This window comes from Bacillus cereus (genome assembly GCF_025917685.1).
In the GTDB taxonomy this organism is placed as follows: Bacteria; Bacillota; Bacilli; order Bacillales; family Bacillaceae_G; genus Bacillus_A; species Bacillus_A cereus_AT.
The window spans coordinates 693,119-710,548 of record NZ_CP089518.1 but is presented as its reverse complement, the minus strand read 5'-3'; the positions used below and the strand labels follow the sequence as shown (position 1 = coordinate 710,548).

The window sequence follows — 17,430 nt, the reverse complement described above, 5'->3', positions numbered from 1 at the left end:
ATGATCTCTTCCTCATTTACTAGGAAGAGATTTTTTCATTATTCACATAAATATTTCTCAATTAAATTAACGTTATCTTTACACTATTTAATATTTTCTATCTTTCTTTCCTAAAAAAAATAGATTACATTATTAAAGCACATATATTTATTATTAGGGGGATTCTTCTATGAAGAATAAAAAATGGATTCAATTTTCTTTAGCAACAGCAATCACACTTAGTATAGGCAGTGCCTATATTCCGTCTACTTATGCCGAAAGCCCCGTAGACCCCGCTCCTGAAATTGCTGCAAAAGTTGTAAACCAAAACAATGGGAAGAAAGTATTATTTGATAATACGCACGGTCAAACGGCTGGGACAGCTGACTGGGTTATTGATGGCGGTTTTTCTGATTTCGGAAACGGCATTGCCCAAAACGGATATCATGTAAAGGAACTTCGTAAATCAACATCTATTACATACGACGATTTAAAAAATTACAATGTGTTTATCGTTCCCGAAGCAAATATTCCTTATAAAAAATCTGAGCAAGATGCAATGTTACAATACGTGAAAAACGGTGGCAGTATTTTCTTCATTGCCGATCATTATAATGCAGATCGTAATAAAAACCGCTGGGACTCCTCAGAAGTGTTTAATGGATATAGACGCGGGGCATGGGATAATCCAGCAAAGGGTATGTCTAATGAAGAAACAACATCACAAGCTATGCAAGGAGTAGAAAGCTCTGATTGGCTATCCGATAATTTCGGTATTCGCTTCCGTTACAATGCACTTGGTGATGTTTCAGCTAAAAATATCGTCTCACCTGCGCAATCATTCGGAATTACAACTGGCGTTTCATCTGTAGCAATGCATGCCGGTTCTACTCTTGCGATTACAAATCCAAAACTAGCGAAAGGTCTTGTATATCTTCCAGAAAATCCATCAAAATGGAATAACGCTGTTGATAGCGGCGTTTATAACGGCGGTGGTGTTGCAGAAGGGCCTTATGCTGCTATTGCAAAAGTTGGTCTTGGAAAAGCAGCCTTTATTGGTGATTCTTCTCCTGTTGAAGATGCATCGCCAAAATATGTTCGCGAAGACTCAGGTCAAACAAAGAAAACTTATGATGGTTATAAAGAAGAAAACGATGCTGTTCTATTAGAAAACATAGTGAATTGGTTAGCGAAGCAAGAAACATTTACAAGCTTAGATCAAGTAAGTGGTTTACAGCTTGATGCACCTACAGCTCTACAAACATTTGAACAACCAAGTTTATCAACAGAACCACAACCAGAACCTTGGAGCGCACCAAGTCAAGGTTACCAGTGGTTCAATACAAATACTTTCAAACCAGGTTCATACGGCTATAACGGTGCAGTGACAACGAGTGATTACGTAATTACGCACCCTAGCATTCTACCAAACAATGAAGTATTCCAAATGAAGATTCAAGTAAATAACTTATTACCAAATACAACATACAATAATTATTCTTTAGGTATTTTCACAACTGGCGGAACACAGGTAGCAAAAGTTCAAAATACAAATGGCACTTGGCCGTCTTCTTTCGGATATAGCAGTACATTCTCTTTCATAACAAATAACCAAGGATCTGCTGAAAAAATTGTGAACGTACAACTTGATCCAAATACAACTGGACAGGCAACACTTCGTCTACGTCAAAACACAACAGCGAAATATAATGAAACTGTAACGATTAATAAAAAATAATGAAAAAGGCAATCCGGATATGGATTGCCTTCTTCTCACTTCTCTTCTTTTGAGAAAAACATTCTTGAAATAACGATACCTATACTACCAACGATTAAGAATAACACAGCCCTGATCATCATAGACACCTCTGGTAAGTCAAGAAGGAATAACTTCCCTACTGTCACTATTAATACGACTAAACCCGCATATAGTATTTCGTTCATATGTCTATTACGGCCAAACCAAACTGCAAATAAAGCATATACCATCCATAATAATGATACAGATACGCTAATTATACTTCCATCTGTAGAAAGAACTTCACCGATCCTCGTAATTGTAATAAATACAATAACCATTAACGAGTAGAGCGCTATAGAATAAACATATTTACCTAAACTCGCTAACACTTCTTTTGCTTGTATCATGCAATAATAGAACGTTCCTATTAAAATAATATGAGCAACAAACCCTGCTGAAATGAACTCATCAAACGGGCTAAAAATCGTCTGTACCATTCCAATCGCATAAATCGTTGCACCTACATACAACTTAATATTTTGCTTTACTTTAATAGCAGTAACCATACCGAGGAAACCTTGTAACAATAATACGATCGCTGCATTTCCCAAACTATACTCGTATAAAATCGCTAAACTAAATGACCCCATTGCAAAGCCAAATATTAGATTTGTAAATACAGAATGTTTATTCTTCCTATATTCAAGTACAAACATAACAGCATGCACAAATGCACTTATAACTAATCCCCACGTTGTAAATTCAGGAATTTGGGAGATCGCTAAAATAAAGAAAACTGCATTTGCACTAAATATCGCCAATCTTGCTTCTTGTATAAAATTCCTCTCCGAAAACATATGCCAAAATAACAGCAAATGAATTGTACCGTATACAACCGTTAACTGTACTTGCACATTCTCTACCAATATTGACATAACAACAAAGAAGACAAATAGGACAATTGCCGCAACAACATAAGAAATCATATACAAGTAATTATAACGGTTTCTCAATGCATACCATAATAGGCTAATTGTTAATATAGTCTCATAACTAAAGAAAATATACGTATTAGGAGTCGTACTATTTAACAAGAAAGGAACAAAAAATGCTCCAACCGCCACGAAAATAGCGAGGTATTCCGAGCTATATCTTTTCGCTAAATAAATCCCTAAAATAACCCATACAATATTACAGATAAACGCAATACTTGCAGGAATAAACTCATATAAATAATGTGCCGCAAACGTTGTTAAAACAATTCCCGTAATACTTCCTCCAGCTAATACTAACCCTAACGCTTGCCGCTCTCTTTTAATTTGTATATCTCCTACGTAATACAAACCGGCAGATAGTACTATACCAAACACAACCCGTATCGCTGGTGTTAATAATCCAGCATCTACTCCTGCTTTAAATAACCAAATAACGCCAAGTAGCATAATACCGACAAATATGCGTGGTAACCATGTTTGACAAAACTTTATAATATTAAATGGTGCGGGCTTAAATGCAGATATATCTACTTGTTTCACCTTTTGCTCTTGTATGGATTCCCTCGTCTTTACTACGTCTTCTTGTAACTTTTCATTACTTACCGCCTCAATATATTCTTTCTTTTCCTTATTAACATTTTGTTGAACTTTATCTACTTCTATTTTTCTTTGCTTCGCTTTCAATTCATAAAGTGTCTCTTGCATCGTTTCAATTGCCGTTTCGAGCGCTTCTATTTTCTTGTTTAAATCCTCCTTCATATACTCCCCCCTCATCATCGATTTTTCAATCAACCTATATATTACCAATTACCCTTATCATACTATTAGTCTATTCATGTTCGATACCATTTTTCCAAAAAAGAAAGGTGTTTTCCGAAATAGGAAAACACCTCTTACTTATTTCTTCTTATTTATAGCAATACTAACAATAACACCAATACAAACACCGAAAATAGCTGGAACAATCCATCCAACACCTTCTGTATAAAACGGAATGTATTTCAATACTGGTGTCCACTTATTCATCATCACATTTTTATTTAAAATATCAATCGCACTAAATAACGCTACGATTCCAATCGTGACCGAATATACATATACATACTTTCCAATATACTTATGGAATAACCCTAAAATAATAAGGGTTAGTGCAACGGGATAAATAAATCCGAGAATTGGTACTGATACTTTTAAAATTTGTGTTAATCCTAAATTAGCTAAGATCATACTAACAAGACTTAATATAAACGCCCAAACTTTATAAGATACTTTCGGAAATACACTAGCGAAAAATTGACTACAAGACGTAACGAGTCCAATCGAAACACATAAACACGCGATAGTAAAAATAAGACCTAATAAAACTACTCCACCTTGTCCAAATAATGCCGTCATAACTTGCGCTAACACTTGCGCACCGTTATCAAATGTCCCCAACGAGCCACTAATTGAACCAACATATCCGAGGACGACATAAATAACAGATAGTAATAGTCCTGCCCCGATTCCAGCAATACTCATATATTTAGCTAAACCTTTATCATCTTCAATACCTTTTGCACGCAAAGCATTTGCAATAACAATCCCAAATATTAAAGCCGCTAACGCATCCATCGTTAAATATCCGTCTAAAAACCCTTGGAACATAGGAGCTTGTCCATAATTTCCTGCAGACTCTTTCAAACTGCCTACTGATGTAAACATACTTTTTATAAATATAATGGCAATCATACATAATAATAAAGGTGTTAAAACCTTTCCAAACAAGCCCATTAATTTAGATGGTGATAAACTTAACCAATATACAATACTAAAGAAAATAACTGTGTAAAACAATAATACAACGCTTCCCGCTTCTGGGAGTAACTGCCCTGGACCCATTTCAAAAGCTAAACTTCCTGCACGCGGTATACCAAGACCAGGTCCAATAAATACATATACAATACACGGAAAAATAATGGCAAATGAAGAATGAACTCTACCCGCTAACGTTTGAAAGCTTCCTGCCTTCGCAATAGCAATAACCCCTAATATCGGAAGCCCTGTTGCTGACATAATAAAACCTAACAATGAAATCCACACATGCTCTCCCGCTTCGTATCCGAGGAAAGGTGGGAATATAAGATTCCCTGCTCCAAAGAACATAGAGAATAACATAAGACTAATAAGTAAAATTTCTTTTTTCTGTAACAAGTTCATTTCTTTCTCCTTCTTCAATTTCATCATGTATGAAATCCATTCCACACGTAGGAAAAGCGCGATAATCCGCTTCCTTACAAAGAAAACATAGTCCATAGTCTACCATAAAAGAAACACCCATTCTATAACTACTTCCCTTTTCCAATTTCTTCTGAAAAATCAACCTTTATTGACTTATAATAGTTAATAAGGTAAAATATTAAATGTACAAAATTATTAACTTTGTTTTTGTTTGTGTCAGGAGGAAAATAACATGGAATCAGCGATACAACTAGAAAAAGAACAACAAAGAAAAAAGAAACATCCTCCAGGTTTATACTTACTCTTCTTTACAGAAATGTGGGAAAGATTTAGTTACTATGGATTACGAGGATTATTAACATTATATTTAACGACAGCTTTAGTAAGTGGTGGTCTTGGGTTTAGTCCCGCATGGGCACTCTCTATTTACGGGTTTTATACTGGAGCCTGTTATTTTACACCAATGATTGGTGGATACTTAACAGACCGTTTTCTAGGTAGACGAAAAGCAATCACAATTGGTGGTATAACAATGGCACTCGGTAACCTTACACTATTTGCCTTGCAAAACCAATTGGGCCTATACCTCGGATTAGCGCTTATTATTATCGGTAATGGATTCTTCAAACCAAATATCTCTACACTTGTTGGAGAATTATACGAAGAGAACGATCCAAAACGTGATAGTGCATTTACAATTTTCTATATGGGTATTAACGTCGGTTCATTTTTAGCTCCACTCGTTTGTGGATTTTTATCAGAAAATTTATTCAAAACAACAGTTGATGGCGTTGTACATTTCGGATTCCGTTACGGCTTCTTAGCTGCTTCAATCGGAATGATTATTGGACAAATTTTATTTACAACACTATCTAATCGCTTCCTTGGTGATATCGGTAAAAAACCATCTCGCGATTTGCAAACGGCTGCTGGACAACAGACAGTAGGAGATACACCGTTAACAAAAAAAGAAAAACAACGTACCGCAGTTATCGTCATTTTAACATGCTTTGTTGTCTTCTTCTGGGCTGGCTTTGAACAAGCTGGTAGTTCGTTAACATTGTATACAAACAAATTTGTAGACCGCTCTGTGTTCGGATGGGAAGTTCCAACATCTTGGTTCCAATCGGTCAATCCGTTATTTATTATTTTACTTGCTCCAGTCATTTCAGCATTATGGGCAAAACTTGCAACTAGAAAAAATGGTGACATGAAAATCCCAACAAAAATGGGACTTGGTATGATCCTACTTGGTATCGGTTATATCATTCTTGTTATCGCTACATTAAAAACAGGTAGTGATGAACATAACATTACAGAAAAAGCAAACTTACTATTTATCGTCTTTACGTATCTTTTCCATACGTTAGGTGAACTATTCTTATCACCTGTTGGACTATCAATGGTTAGCGCACTTGCTCCAGTAAAACTTGCTTCTTTATTAATGGGTGTATGGCTAGCAAGCTCGGGAATCGCCAACATTATAGGCGGACAACTTGCAAGCTTCACAACTTCACTTGGATATGCTGAAGTATTTACAGTAATCGGAGCTGCAGCGATTATTTTAGGTTTTGTTTTATTATTAATTTCTAAGAAATTAGTGAAATGGATGGATTAAAAAAAGATGAGGAATTTTCCTCATCTTTTTTTACGCTTTCTTTCCCTTTTCTATTGCTTGTTCATACAAGCCTTTATGTTCTTTATATTCACTTGGCACGAAACTCTTATAGAAGAATGAAAGCCAGCTGTCTCCTTTTTTATATCCTTCTTCTCGAATTTCCGCTGCCTTTTTATTTGATTTAAATCCTTCAGTAAACCATTTCTTTAATGTTTCATTCTTTTCATACTTAGCAGGAACTTTTAAGTCGTAGTTTTCAAATGCATATGTATATCCAGCTTTTTCCGCTGCCTTTTTAGCAGACTTATATCCCTTTTCATACGCGGTTTCATATGCTTTCACATATACATCCTTTTCAGTATTCCCAGGTTTCTTTTCAGCTAATTCTTTACCAGCCTTTTCACCAAGTTCCGCTTGTTCTTTTTCAATCTTTTCGGTTCTCTCTTTATTACCTACTTGGAAACCTTCTGCAAAGTTCACCTTAAACTCAGGAGTAATTTGACTATCGTCCATTGTCTCTTGTGCTAACCCTTGCTCTTTACCTTTTTCAAAATGCGCTTTTTTCTGTTCTTCTAAAGACCACGTTACAGCATAAGCAGTTGTAAATGCTTGTTTATATGCATCTGACTTTCCAGCTACATGTCCTTCTGCATTGTTTTTTCCTGCTTTAAAATCTGTCTCTCCGCTTTTTTGCCCTTCAGCTTGTCCCTTTTCAGCCTCAGCTTTACGCTGCGCTTCCTCTGCCTTACGTGCTTCTTCTGCTTTGCGTTGTTCTTCTGCAGCACGCTGGCTCTCTTCCTCTACTTTGCGCTGTTCTTCTGCAGCATGCTGTCTCTCTTCCTCTGCTTTACGCTGTGCTTCTGCAGCACGTTGTTTTTCTGCCTCCGCATTGTGCTGCGCTTCTGCTTTTCTTTCAGCTTCTACAGCACCATTATTATTTTGGCTAGGAGCTGGGCTCGTTGTACCACTACTAGAAGCTGGTTTATTGTGATAATGATATTCCCCGTACTGCAATCCCCATTTTTCACAATTTGTACGACACGTATGTCCACCATTAGCATCTGTACGTCCTGGATGTGCATAAGTAGAAATTGGCGCTACCAATAACGCTACACTTGTTGTTAAAAGAAGTTTTTTTACTTGCTGTTTCACTTTTGTTCCCCCCAAAATCTAGAATCATTACTTTATTATACAAAAATAGAAAAATACTTAAATACCAACTAAAATATTCTTTATTTCCCAATATTTGATAAAAAAGAAGGTTCACTCTTTAAAGAGTGAACCTTCTTTTTTCTTTATTTCTTCGCCTTCGTTCCTACTAGATCACCCGTAATAACAAAACGCTTAGAATTATCTTTAACAGATACACATGTAATAAGCGTTATCTCATTTTTCCCATGATCCTCTACAACTTCCCATTTATCAGGAGTCACTTCAGATACACCGGTAACAGTATACTCATACTCATTTGCATTGTCATACAAATAAATTTTATCGTTCTTTTTTAAAGTTGATACATCACTAAATAAAACACCTTTTTTTGACATATTATGCCCTGCAAGCGCATAATTCCCTTGTCCCATCACTTGATTTTCTTTTACAGTTGCCGCACCTGATAATAAATTCTTTTCAGTCGACGCTTTTAAAACAGGAAGTTCTACTGAAATACTTGGAATCGAAATACGACCGATTACTTGTTTCTTATCTAATGATGCATTCGCTACTTCTGCCAAGTCTGGTTGATTAATTTTCGAAGCATCTACAAATTCCGTCTCATGCTTTTCATAATCCATCTTTTGAACAGCTTGTACATTTCCAGTCTGTTTCTTTTCAGCCTGATATCCATCATAAAATGGCTTTCCGATTAATACACCACCTACAACAAATAGAAGGATTGCTACTATACTATAAATTCTTTGCTTATTCATATACAATTCCTTTCCGTTACAAAATCTTACTCTATATAAAATGATAAGACAATATTGCTATATGTACAAGTGTAAGCTGAAAAGAAACCTTCTTGCTTCAGCAAGAAGGTTTCTTTTTTAGACTAATTTATTTCTGTACAGGGATACGTAAAAGACTGTCATTTGAATAAAAAGCATGAAAAATAAAATATATAATGGGTATCCAGGAATATATAAATTAGCTACAGGAGAAAGTGTTAAAAATCCAATAGCAATAACTATTCCATACCAGAATGACACAAATGTTGTCCGGCATGCCTTTTGTGTAATTGCATTTTCTCGCTCGTCTTCTTGTGGAAATAATAACGGGTACATCCAATAAGAAAGAGCTTTATGTTTCTTCTTTTGAACTTTATAAAAAACAGTTGTTGTAATAGCCACAATTAATAACAATCCGAATGGTATCATATTGATTGTTACTTCAAACGGTACTTTCTCAGTTTCAATAATATTTGCTAGCTCTATCCAAGCATAATAGAGCTCAATAAATGCCCAAAAAGCTATCATAAATCTCAGCACATTTAAGATATAAGAAACCCCAATTCTATTCATCCTCTTCCCCCTCCTTATTTAAAACAAACACATCTTCCATCTTTAACTCGAATACATCACAAATCGTAAGTGCTAATAACAACGAAGGAACATAATCCCCTTTTTCAATTGCAGCGATCGTTTGTCTCGTTACTCCAACCTTTTCTGCTAATACACTTTGCGTGAAATTAAAGCGAGCTCTTAATTCCTTCACCCTGTTTAAAATGGTCAAATTTACCACCTCTTACCATTATTGTATGCTACTCTTAACAAAATGTAAACTCAACTTAACATTATTTCCACAAAAAAATCCAACTTCACTTGTTGTGAAGTTGGATTTTTATTTAGTTTAAAATTGTAATTTTAACAGTTCTTCTACCCCAAGCATTAGCTGTTGCAGAATCTGGCATTAATAAATCGATAATATGACCTTTAATTGCACTACCCGTATCTCCAGCAATTGCTGTTCCATAACCTTCTACATATACAGTAGATCCTAATGGAATAACTGCCTCATCTACAGCAATTAATTTCATATTGGGATTTGCAGTCAAGTTATGCCCCATCTTAGATTTTACAGTTTCACCCGCTTTATAACCATTTTCAGATGGATCAGCTGTATAAGCAGTTGCTGTTACATAAAATTCTTTTCCACCTTGAGCTGGTTTAGGGTCTGGCTTAGACTCTGGTGTTGTATTTTTTGCTACAGGCTCTGCCGGCTTAGCTGCCTGTTCCTCTTTTTGCTTAGCTGCTGCTGCCTTCGCTTTCGCTAGCTCTTCTTGCTCAGCCTTTGCAGCTGCTTCCGCTTTTGCACGCTCTTCTGCTGCAATTCTCGCTGCTTCTTGTTCACGAGCAATTGTTTCTTGTACTGTTTTCATATTTGACTCAATTTTAGCTTTTTCTTCTGCTGCTAAATTAAGTTGGCTTGCAATCGTATTATATTTAGCTTGAACTGCTTGTAAGTTATCTTGACGCTTTTTCAAGTTATCTTGCAACTCAGCTTGTGCTTTTGTTAATTTTTGTTTATCTACTACTAAAGATGCTTCTTTTTCGTCAATCTCTTTTTTATCTTCTTCAATTTGACGAAGATCTTGTTCTTGTAGACGTAAAATTTCTTTATCTGCATCTAAAATTGTAGATACCGCGTTCATACGTTGTATAAAATCAGCAAAGTTTTTTGATTCTACAACAACCTCTACTACTAAACTCGTATTTGAGCTATTTTGAACAGAAACCATACGTTTTTTCATAATGTCCTTACGAGCAAGGACTTTATCTTCTAAAACGACAATATCTGCTTTTTTTTGTTCAATCTGCTTATGTGTTTCATCGATTTTACGTTGAATAGCAGCTTGATCCTCTTTATTTTTTGCAATTGTATTATTTAAATTATGTAGTTCATTTTCGATACCTTGAATTTCTTTACTAACAGCTTGCTTCTCTTGCTCTTTCTTTTGCATATCTGCATCGTTTTGCTGCAATTGCTGTTGCATGTTGTTAAGTTTCTCGTCGTTTGACTCTGCTTTTACAGCGACTGTACTAGAAAGACCTATGATTCCTGCTAATACTAGACTACTGATTCGCTTAAAATAGTTCATAATCCGACTCCCTTCTTATACAGTTATACATGATTTATTTTACAGTTTGTTTACAAAACCATTAAATACAGTTTATTTTTCATGACAAAAAAAAGAGAATTATGAATAAAATGTAATAGATTCTTAAATATTCAACAATTCCTATATTTAAAAATTATAAAAGATGCTAAAATCCAAATATAGAAAAATTAAAAATCCTAAAGGCGGTTGAATTAAATAAAATGTTTACTCAAAAGAAATCACTCCAACATAAAATTGATCAACTAGAAACTCATATACATGAACTAGAAACACAGTTAAAACAAAAAGATGTGGAAAAACAAGAAATTATATCCTCTATCCATAATCGTGTAAAAAGTGTTATGCAAGAGCACGAACTTGTAAATAACCAACATCATACACTCCAAAACTTAATTCAACAATTGAACGCATGCTTTGAAAATGTTTCTATGCGTACTACACATTCCAACGAATTAAATAACGAAATGCTACAAAAAGAGCAAAATTTAATTCAAGCTATTGAGGAAATTATCGATTGCTCTAATGAAGGAAAAGAATCCGTTCATCGCTTACTCATTGTAATTAATAAGTTAGGTGAACAATCTCAACGTACTTCTAATAGTATGAATCATTTAAGTGAACGCTCTAAAGAAATTGAACAAATTGTAGAAGTGATTCAAAACATTGCTGCACAAACAAATTTACTAGCGTTAAATGCAAGTATTGAAGCTGCACGTGCTGGAGAACACGGTAAAGGATTCGCTGTTGTTGCTAATGAAGTAAGAAAACTAGCAGAAAGCACAGCTGAGAGTACAAAAAACATCGGTAACTTAACGAAAAAAATTCAAGAAGAAATTGAAAAAGCATATGAAAATACAAAAGATAATTTACATTTAGTTGATGAAGGTGTAGAAATGAGCTCTGATACTAACGCTAGAATCGAAAATATTTTAATTATGATTCAAACATTACAAAGTGGCGCTACAAATGTTATTAAAGCTATCGAGAACCAAAAATCTTGTAATGATGATATATTACGAGAATTTGAAAATACACAACTAATGTTCCAAAAGTTAAATACTACTATTATGAATCATATTAATGATGCTGAAAAAGTTGATGTCCAATTATCAAAAAGCATTCAAGAAATAGTTGTTTCTCAGTAATATAAAAAATCCCCTATGACATAGTATGGGGGTTTTTATATTATTTCGAATATTATTTTCTTCTCAATATTCGCTCTCTCTTTTGTTATAATAAAAAAGTTGTTTCTTTCGACTAATACACAAGGAGGATGTTATGGAACAATTTTATTACATTTTAAAATATTTAATTCTTGGTCTATTCCAAGGACTAACAGAACCAATTCCGATTTCTTCAAGCGGTCACCTCGTTTTAGCACAGCATTTGCTAGGACTAAAAATAGAAGGGTTTAGCTTTGAGCTACTTGTTAATTCAGCTTCATTATTAGCTGTATTACTTATTTATAGAAAAGACTTAATTCGTCTAACAAAGAATGGTCTATCTTATATATTTACAAGAGCAGAAGATGCAAAATCAGATTTCTTCTTTATTATTTACCTTGTTATTGCAACCATTCCAGCAGGTGTAATTGGAGTTTTATTTAAAGATTATATCGACCAATATTTAAAAGGTGTTAAAATGGTTGGGATTTCCCTTCTTATTACTGCTATCGGTCTTTGGATTATTCGAAACTTGCGTGGACGTAAAAATGATGGCGATCTTTCTATGAAAGATGCAATCATTGTCGGTCTAGCACAAGCTTGCGCACTAATTCCTGGTATAAGCCGATCAGGTGCTACAATCGTAGCAGCAATGTTACTTGGTATGAAGCAAGAAACAGCACTTCGCTTCTCATTCTTACTATACATTCCTGTTAGCTTAGGTGGTTTATTGTTAAGTATTACAGACATTGCAAACGATCCAAATTTAGATACATTATTTGTACCTTATATTGTTGCTTTCATCGCAACATTCATCATGACATATATTTCATTAAAATGGTTTATGAACATTATGGCAAAAGGAAATTTAAAATATTTCTCTTTCTACTGTATTATCGTAGGTATACTAACTATCATTTTCTTATAAAGTGAAACTTTAATCAGTGGGGGTTTTGTTCATCCCCCACTGATTATTAGCCCTCACCAATCAGGCTTTTACTGCCCACAAATAGCGGGATAAAATGACCGTTAACACTTTTTAAAGTAAGCCATCCTATTCAAATAGGATGGCTTACTTTTTTATATTTCAATTTCGAATACCCTTTATTATTTACTTTGAATTTTCTGAATAGTATAATATAAATTATTCCCGTTACTTTTTCTTACTATAAAGAAAATAAAGTGAAACTTTATTTAGCCCTCACCAATCGAGATTTTACTGGGTAAAACTTCTCTCTTCTAGCCCATTTTTTTACTACTATCGAAAAAGAGGTGTTCGTATGTTTATCGTTACTAAACTTATTCATATTAAATATGGCTATGAAAATGAACTATTTCATTCACTTAAACAGCATTCTCCATCATATGGAACACAAGGCTTTATTAACATAGAATTTTCACAGATGCATCTTATAAATAATAGAGCTGAATATATGGTTCGCATGCTATGGAAAACTCAACAAGATTATCACGAATGGCTTTCTCAAAGAAAGAATGATGAAACGTGGAAACACCAAATACAAAATTATATCCTTTCTTCAAAATCCAATGCTGCCTATATGTAATAAAAAACCTCTTACTGCCCCCGTACAGTAAGAGATTTTTTATTGCATAAACTTTCTTTTCCTGACAATAAAAGCGAATAATAATCAAATTTCGTTTTGTATTATCATCATGAACAAAAATCTGTTCCTCCTCCTGAAAACGCCATGCACTTTCAAAAGTCGTAATATGATCCCCACTTACAGAAAAAAGCTCATATCGCATCTCTTGTATCCTCTCTCAACTTGCATAATCACAGTATTCTTATATTGAGTTTTACATAACTTAATTCATGTGAAATTTGTAATTCTTTCTATTTCGAAATATTTTAACTTTGTTTTAAAACCTTTTTAGCGCTATAATGATAAACGAATTTTCATTGAAAGGAGTTTCATTTTGACTGCATATTTATTTCCAGTAAAAACAGCATTTATTTTATTTCCTTTTTTAGCAATGTTTCTCTTAATCCCTTTTTTAATATTTAATTATCGAAAATATGGTTATTTAAATAAATGGCGCTCATTTATTTTATACTCTTTATTACTCTATTTATTAAATGCCTATTTTCTCGTTATTCTACCATTGCCACAAACGTATGATACTTGTAGCCTACAACCGGCCAATACACAACACATGCAACTCTCGCCATTTTATTTCGTACAAGAGATTAGTAATCATACATCAGCACTTTTAACGAAACCAGCTACGTACTTTCATCTATTAAAAGAATCTGCGTTTTTACAAGTAGCTTTTAACGTTCTACTAACCGTTCCATTTGGTATTTACTTGCGTTATTATTTCCGACGTAGTTTCTTGCAAACTATTTGCATTTCTTTATGTCTTTCACTATTTTTCGAACTAACCCAAGTGACTGGACTATACGGTATTTATAATTGTGCATATCGCCTATTTGATATCGATGATTTATTTTTAAACACACTAGGTGGCGTAATTGGCTTTATCATTGCACCAATATTTACGTACTTCCTTCCAAAAGCAAACGAGTTAGATAGTCATATTGATTTGGAAACGAAACCAGTCGGATTCGTTCGTCGCTTTATCGCGATGCAAATTGATTGGATTTTCTTATCTATCGTTGTACCTGTCATTAAAAACAAAGGAAATTCTTTCTTTGTTTCTAATATTCAATCTTACACGAACATATATGAACTCATTTTCATTACGTGTTCGATCTTTATTTACTTTATTATCATTCCATACTTTACGAATGGAAAAACAATTGGGAAAGCATTGCTTCGCATTTACGTGAAAGGAAAGTCAGATCGTATTACAATGAAGGAATTATTCATCCGTTACGGTATATTCTACTTTATTTTAGGTGGAATCAATTATATTCTTTCTAGTAGCTCTATTTTAAATCTTACAGAGCCTTTAGTATTGCTGGTTACATTGTTGTTCCAATTCGTAATTAACGGCCTATTCATTATTCATGTTTTATTGCATGTATTTAGCCAGGATAAATTACTATTTTATGAGCATATCAGTCATACAAGAAATGCAATTACACTAAAAAAAGCTGACAAATGATTATTTGTCAGCTTTTTTTCATACTCATGAATAACTTTTCTGCATAAGGATTTAAAAACATTCCCGTTTCATCTAGTGACTTCCTCACTTGTAAAAACAAATGAAACTCTGGATATATATCTTGTAATTGCTCATACGATAAAGTATGCATTTTCCCCCAATGCGGGCGTCCTTCATACTTTCGAAAGATTTGCTCCACCTCACCAAAATAAGCAGCATACTTCATACCTTTATACATATGAACGGCAATATACGCTGAATCTCTTCCGTACGCTGGACTGAGCCATATATCATCACCATGCACATAACGACATTCAATTGGGAAATGCACTTTATACTTTTTCTTTTCAATTAGATTTGAAATCTCTTCTACAACAACCCTCATATGTTTTGCAGGGACACTATACTCCATTTCATAAAAAGGAACAGTGCGAGATGTAGCGAACACTTCATAGCTTGGCCCAATTATTTTTGTATTCGGTACAACCTTGGCTGATAATTGGCTTACTCCTTTACTAATAGAAGGAAACCACTTACACCCTTTAGATAGTAGAGAAAAGATCCTATTTTCAAGTAATTCGACCTTTAGTTTATGCCACTTCAAATCAGTTCCTTTACTCGTTGTTTCATTTGTAAATTTCACTTGAACTTCATCTGAATAAGGAAAAACAAAAAATTCAAAATGGCGATTCTTCTTATATTCTTCTAATTTATCCATTACAGTAGAAAAAGGCTGTTTTTCACTTTCATAAACAAGTGAATAAGCTGTAATAACTTTCAACTTCACCTTTACAATGATACCAAGCATTCCAAGTGATAGCTGGAACGCTTTCCAATATTCATAGTTCTCTTCTTCAGAGCAAATAATACTCTCGCCTGTAGACAAAACTGCTGTAATTTCTAGCACTTGTGTTGATAAACTCCCAAATGTAACACCGGTCCCGTGAGTCCCTGTACTAATTGCTCCTGCAATAGATTGCGAATCAATATCTCCTAAGTTCTCTTGTGCATACCCTTTCGCCTCAAGTAATTTCCCTAAATCATGTAGTTTTGTTCCCGCCCATACTTCTACGGTCATCTTCTCTGCATCAACATTCATAATCCCCTTGAGTTCATCTAACGAAACTAAAATTTCTTCTGTTTGGACGAGAGGTGTAAAAGAATGCCCTGAACCCACAACCCGAATTTTCTTTCCCCTTTCTTGTGCAAGTCCTACAACTTCTATTACATCTTGTATACTTTCTGGGTACATCGTATAATGCGGAGTTCCCTCTACATTACCTGTCCAATTTCTCCATTTTTGTCCCTTTACAGAAAGCATTGGCTATCCCCCCGATATGTTGAATACTCTCCAACAATTTCCCCTTGTTTAATACGATACAAAACAGGAAAGCGCTCACATAATTCTCCAGCTTTACTATGGCGAAACAATATAGTATCCCCTATATACAATTGTTCCTCACCGTTATAGTAAACCGGTGTTTGCACTTCACCAGCTCCTTCTAACGCTAATAACTTTGCACCATGCGGTTTCCAGACCTCGGGCTCCTTCTCTTTACCAACTGCACCTGAAGCAATATACCCACCTCCTAGGCAAGTATAAATATGTGGAGCTGGTTTACGTACAATTGGTACAGCAAATCCAACGGCTGGTTGAAATTTTACTTCTTTATAATAATCAAACAGTTTCGGAGAGTAAAAAGCGGATCCTACAGTAATTTCCGTAACTGAGTGATCTTGCTCAGTTGTTTTTATACTCCCCGTTCCGCCCCCATTAACAAACCTTAGTTCAATACCAAGGTTTTGTATTTCTTTTACGATATTCCCTCTTCTTTCGTTAATTTCTAGCACCGATTTCTTCTTTAAATACGAAATAAGTTTATTTTGAAGCCTTTGTTTTGGCATATCATCTCCCACTCCAGCAATTTGTGCTTCATATCCCATTACACCATCCAATATTAAATATGGTGATGCCTTCACCTTTTCTACTATTTTTAAAGCGCTCTGGACATCTTTAACTGGAGATCTTCTCACACCAAAATGAAATTGAAAAATACGACTACTCATATCAATATCTAAACAAACTCGAAAACACCCACTAGATTCCACAGCAATTTTTTCTAAATAAACAATATGTTCTTCACAATCCACCATACAAGTAATAATGATCCCTTGCTTTGTAAGTAAACTAATTTCATATAAAGCTCTTTCATCATAAGCAGGATATCCTAGCAATAAATCATTAAATCCTTCTTCAATTAAAAATAAAGCTTCTCTAGGTGAAAAACACATAATACCTTGAAAACGATCATTTTCAGCTAAAATCTTTTTCATAATTGGAACAGAACGTAATGATTTACTCGCTATACGAATCTTCTTATCTCCACTTAACTCTATAATCGATTGAATATTTCTCTCTAAAGCTACTTCATCTAAAAATGCACACGGTAATGGAACTTCCTTAAAAATTCCTCTATCCACATTTTTCTCTCCTCTTCTATATATGT

At 34.5% G+C, this 17,430-nt stretch carries 14 protein-coding genes and 1 pseudogene; 6 read left to right on the top strand and 9 right to left on the bottom strand.

Features of this window, described 5'->3' with window-relative positions:
• Positions 1-169: 169 nt before the first annotated feature.
• A complete protein-coding gene (locus tag LUS72_RS03525; protein ID WP_264448605.1) occupies positions 170-1,717 on the top strand; it encodes a DUF2194 domain-containing protein in 1,548 nt (515 codons plus the stop codon).
• Between the two features lie 35 nt (positions 1,718-1,752).
• Here LUS72_RS03525 and LUS72_RS03520 read toward each other — a convergent pair whose 3' ends face one another.
• Both LUS72_RS03520 and brnQ1 read right to left on the bottom strand, forming a co-directional pair.
• Positions 1,753-3,474: a DUF2339 domain-containing protein gene (locus LUS72_RS03520; protein ID WP_264448604.1), complete on the bottom strand. Its 1,722-nt coding sequence runs from the start codon at positions 3,472-3,474 to the stop codon at positions 1,753-1,755.
• Positions 3,475-3,612: 138 nt separating this feature from the next.
• On the bottom strand, positions 3,613-4,914 hold the full coding sequence (gene brnQ1, locus LUS72_RS03515; RefSeq protein WP_264448603.1) for a branched-chain amino acid transport system II carrier protein BrnQ1: 1,302 nt from the start codon (positions 4,912-4,914) through the stop codon (positions 3,613-3,615).
• 253 nt (positions 4,915-5,167) lie between these two features.
• Between brnQ1 and LUS72_RS03510 the strand changes: the two genes are divergently transcribed.
• Positions 5,168-6,553, top strand: a complete 1,386-nt coding sequence (locus tag LUS72_RS03510; RefSeq protein ID WP_097832893.1) for a peptide MFS transporter — start codon at positions 5,168-5,170, stop codon at positions 6,551-6,553.
• Between the two features lie 30 nt (positions 6,554-6,583).
• Here the strand turns inward: LUS72_RS03510 and LUS72_RS03505 are convergent, their stop codons facing one another.
• The 5 genes from LUS72_RS03505 to LUS72_RS03485 form a co-directional block, all read right to left on the bottom strand.
• Positions 6,584-7,705, bottom strand: coding sequence for a YHYH domain-containing protein (locus LUS72_RS03505; protein WP_264448602.1), 1,122 nt, complete (start codon positions 7,703-7,705; stop codon positions 6,584-6,586).
• A gap of 143 nt (positions 7,706-7,848) precedes the next feature.
• A complete protein-coding gene (locus LUS72_RS03500) occupies positions 7,849-8,481 on the bottom strand; it encodes a class A sortase (RefSeq protein ID WP_097832891.1) in 633 nt (210 codons plus the stop codon).
• A gap of 117 nt (positions 8,482-8,598) precedes the next feature.
• Positions 8,599-9,072: a DUF2178 domain-containing protein gene (locus LUS72_RS03495; protein WP_097832890.1), complete on the bottom strand. Its 474-nt coding sequence runs from the start codon at positions 9,070-9,072 to the stop codon at positions 8,599-8,601.
• Complete coding sequence (locus LUS72_RS03490) at positions 9,065-9,283, bottom strand: helix-turn-helix transcriptional regulator (RefSeq protein ID WP_002167109.1); 219 nt, start codon at positions 9,281-9,283, stop codon at positions 9,065-9,067. Before LUS72_RS03490 ends, LUS72_RS03495 begins: the two co-directional genes overlap by 8 nt.
• 112 nt (positions 9,284-9,395) lie before the next feature.
• Complete coding sequence (locus LUS72_RS03485) at positions 9,396-10,649, bottom strand: 3D domain-containing protein (protein ID WP_097832889.1); 1,254 nt, start codon at positions 10,647-10,649, stop codon at positions 9,396-9,398.
• 647 nt (positions 10,650-11,296) lie between these two features.
• Here LUS72_RS03485 and LUS72_RS27305 point away from each other — a divergent pair.
• The 4 genes and pseudogenes from LUS72_RS27305 to LUS72_RS03465 all read left to right on the top strand — a co-directional run.
• Positions 11,297-11,815 (top strand): annotated as a pseudogene (locus LUS72_RS27305) (methyl-accepting chemotaxis protein); the annotation flags it as partial.
• 133 nt (positions 11,816-11,948) lie between these two features.
• A complete protein-coding gene (locus LUS72_RS03475; RefSeq protein WP_000434777.1) occupies positions 11,949-12,761 on the top strand; it encodes an undecaprenyl-diphosphate phosphatase in 813 nt (270 codons plus the stop codon).
• A 352-nt stretch (positions 12,762-13,113) separates the two neighbouring features.
• Positions 13,114-13,398 carry an antibiotic biosynthesis monooxygenase family protein gene (locus LUS72_RS03470; RefSeq protein ID WP_097832887.1) on the top strand — a complete coding sequence of 95 codons (285 nt, stop codon included), beginning with the start codon at positions 13,114-13,116 and terminating at the stop codon, positions 13,396-13,398.
• Between the two features lie 373 nt (positions 13,399-13,771).
• Positions 13,772-14,923 carry a VanZ family protein gene (locus LUS72_RS03465; RefSeq protein WP_097832886.1) on the top strand — a complete coding sequence of 384 codons (1,152 nt, stop codon included), beginning with the start codon at positions 13,772-13,774 and terminating at the stop codon, positions 14,921-14,923.
• A gap of 7 nt (positions 14,924-14,930) precedes the next feature.
• Here the strand turns inward: LUS72_RS03465 and LUS72_RS03460 are convergent, their stop codons facing one another.
• Positions 14,931-16,244, bottom strand: coding sequence for a D-arabinono-1,4-lactone oxidase (locus tag LUS72_RS03460; RefSeq protein WP_264448601.1), 1,314 nt, complete (start codon positions 16,242-16,244; stop codon positions 14,931-14,933).
• On the bottom strand, positions 16,232-17,404 hold the full coding sequence (locus LUS72_RS03455; protein ID WP_097832884.1) for an amino acid deaminase/aldolase: 1,173 nt from the start codon (positions 17,402-17,404) through the stop codon (positions 16,232-16,234). The genes LUS72_RS03460 and LUS72_RS03455 overlap by 13 nt, the downstream gene beginning before the upstream one ends.
• Positions 17,405-17,430 lie beyond the last annotated feature (26 nt).

Bases quoted from the DNA above. Each gene is read 5' to 3' on its own strand.
- LUS72_RS03525 (WP_264448605.1), top strand. From the start codon at position 170: ATGAAGAATAAAAAATGGATTCAATTTTCTTTAGCAACAGCAATCACA.
- LUS72_RS03520 (WP_264448604.1), bottom strand. From the start codon at position 3,474: ATGAAGGAGGATTTAAACAAGAAAATAGAAGCGCTCGAAACGGCAATT.
- brnQ1 (WP_264448603.1), bottom strand. From the start codon at position 4,914: ATGAACTTGTTACAGAAAAAAGAAATTTTACTTATTAGTCTTATGTTA.
- LUS72_RS03510 (WP_097832893.1), top strand. From the start codon at position 5,168: ATGGAATCAGCGATACAACTAGAAAAAGAACAACAAAGAAAAAAGAAA.
- LUS72_RS03500 (WP_097832891.1), bottom strand. From the start codon at position 8,481: ATGAATAAGCAAAGAATTTATAGTATAGTAGCAATCCTTCTATTTGTT.
- LUS72_RS03495 (WP_097832890.1), bottom strand. From the start codon at position 9,072: ATGAATAGAATTGGGGTTTCTTATATCTTAAATGTGCTGAGATTTATG.
- LUS72_RS03485 (WP_097832889.1), bottom strand. From the start codon at position 10,649: ATGAACTATTTTAAGCGAATCAGTAGTCTAGTATTAGCAGGAATCATA.
- LUS72_RS03475 (WP_000434777.1), top strand. From the start codon at position 11,949: ATGGAACAATTTTATTACATTTTAAAATATTTAATTCTTGGTCTATTC.
- LUS72_RS03470 (WP_097832887.1), top strand. From the start codon at position 13,114: ATGTTTATCGTTACTAAACTTATTCATATTAAATATGGCTATGAAAAT.
- LUS72_RS03460 (WP_264448601.1), bottom strand. From the start codon at position 16,244: ATGCTTTCTGTAAAGGGACAAAAATGGAGAAATTGGACAGGTAATGTA.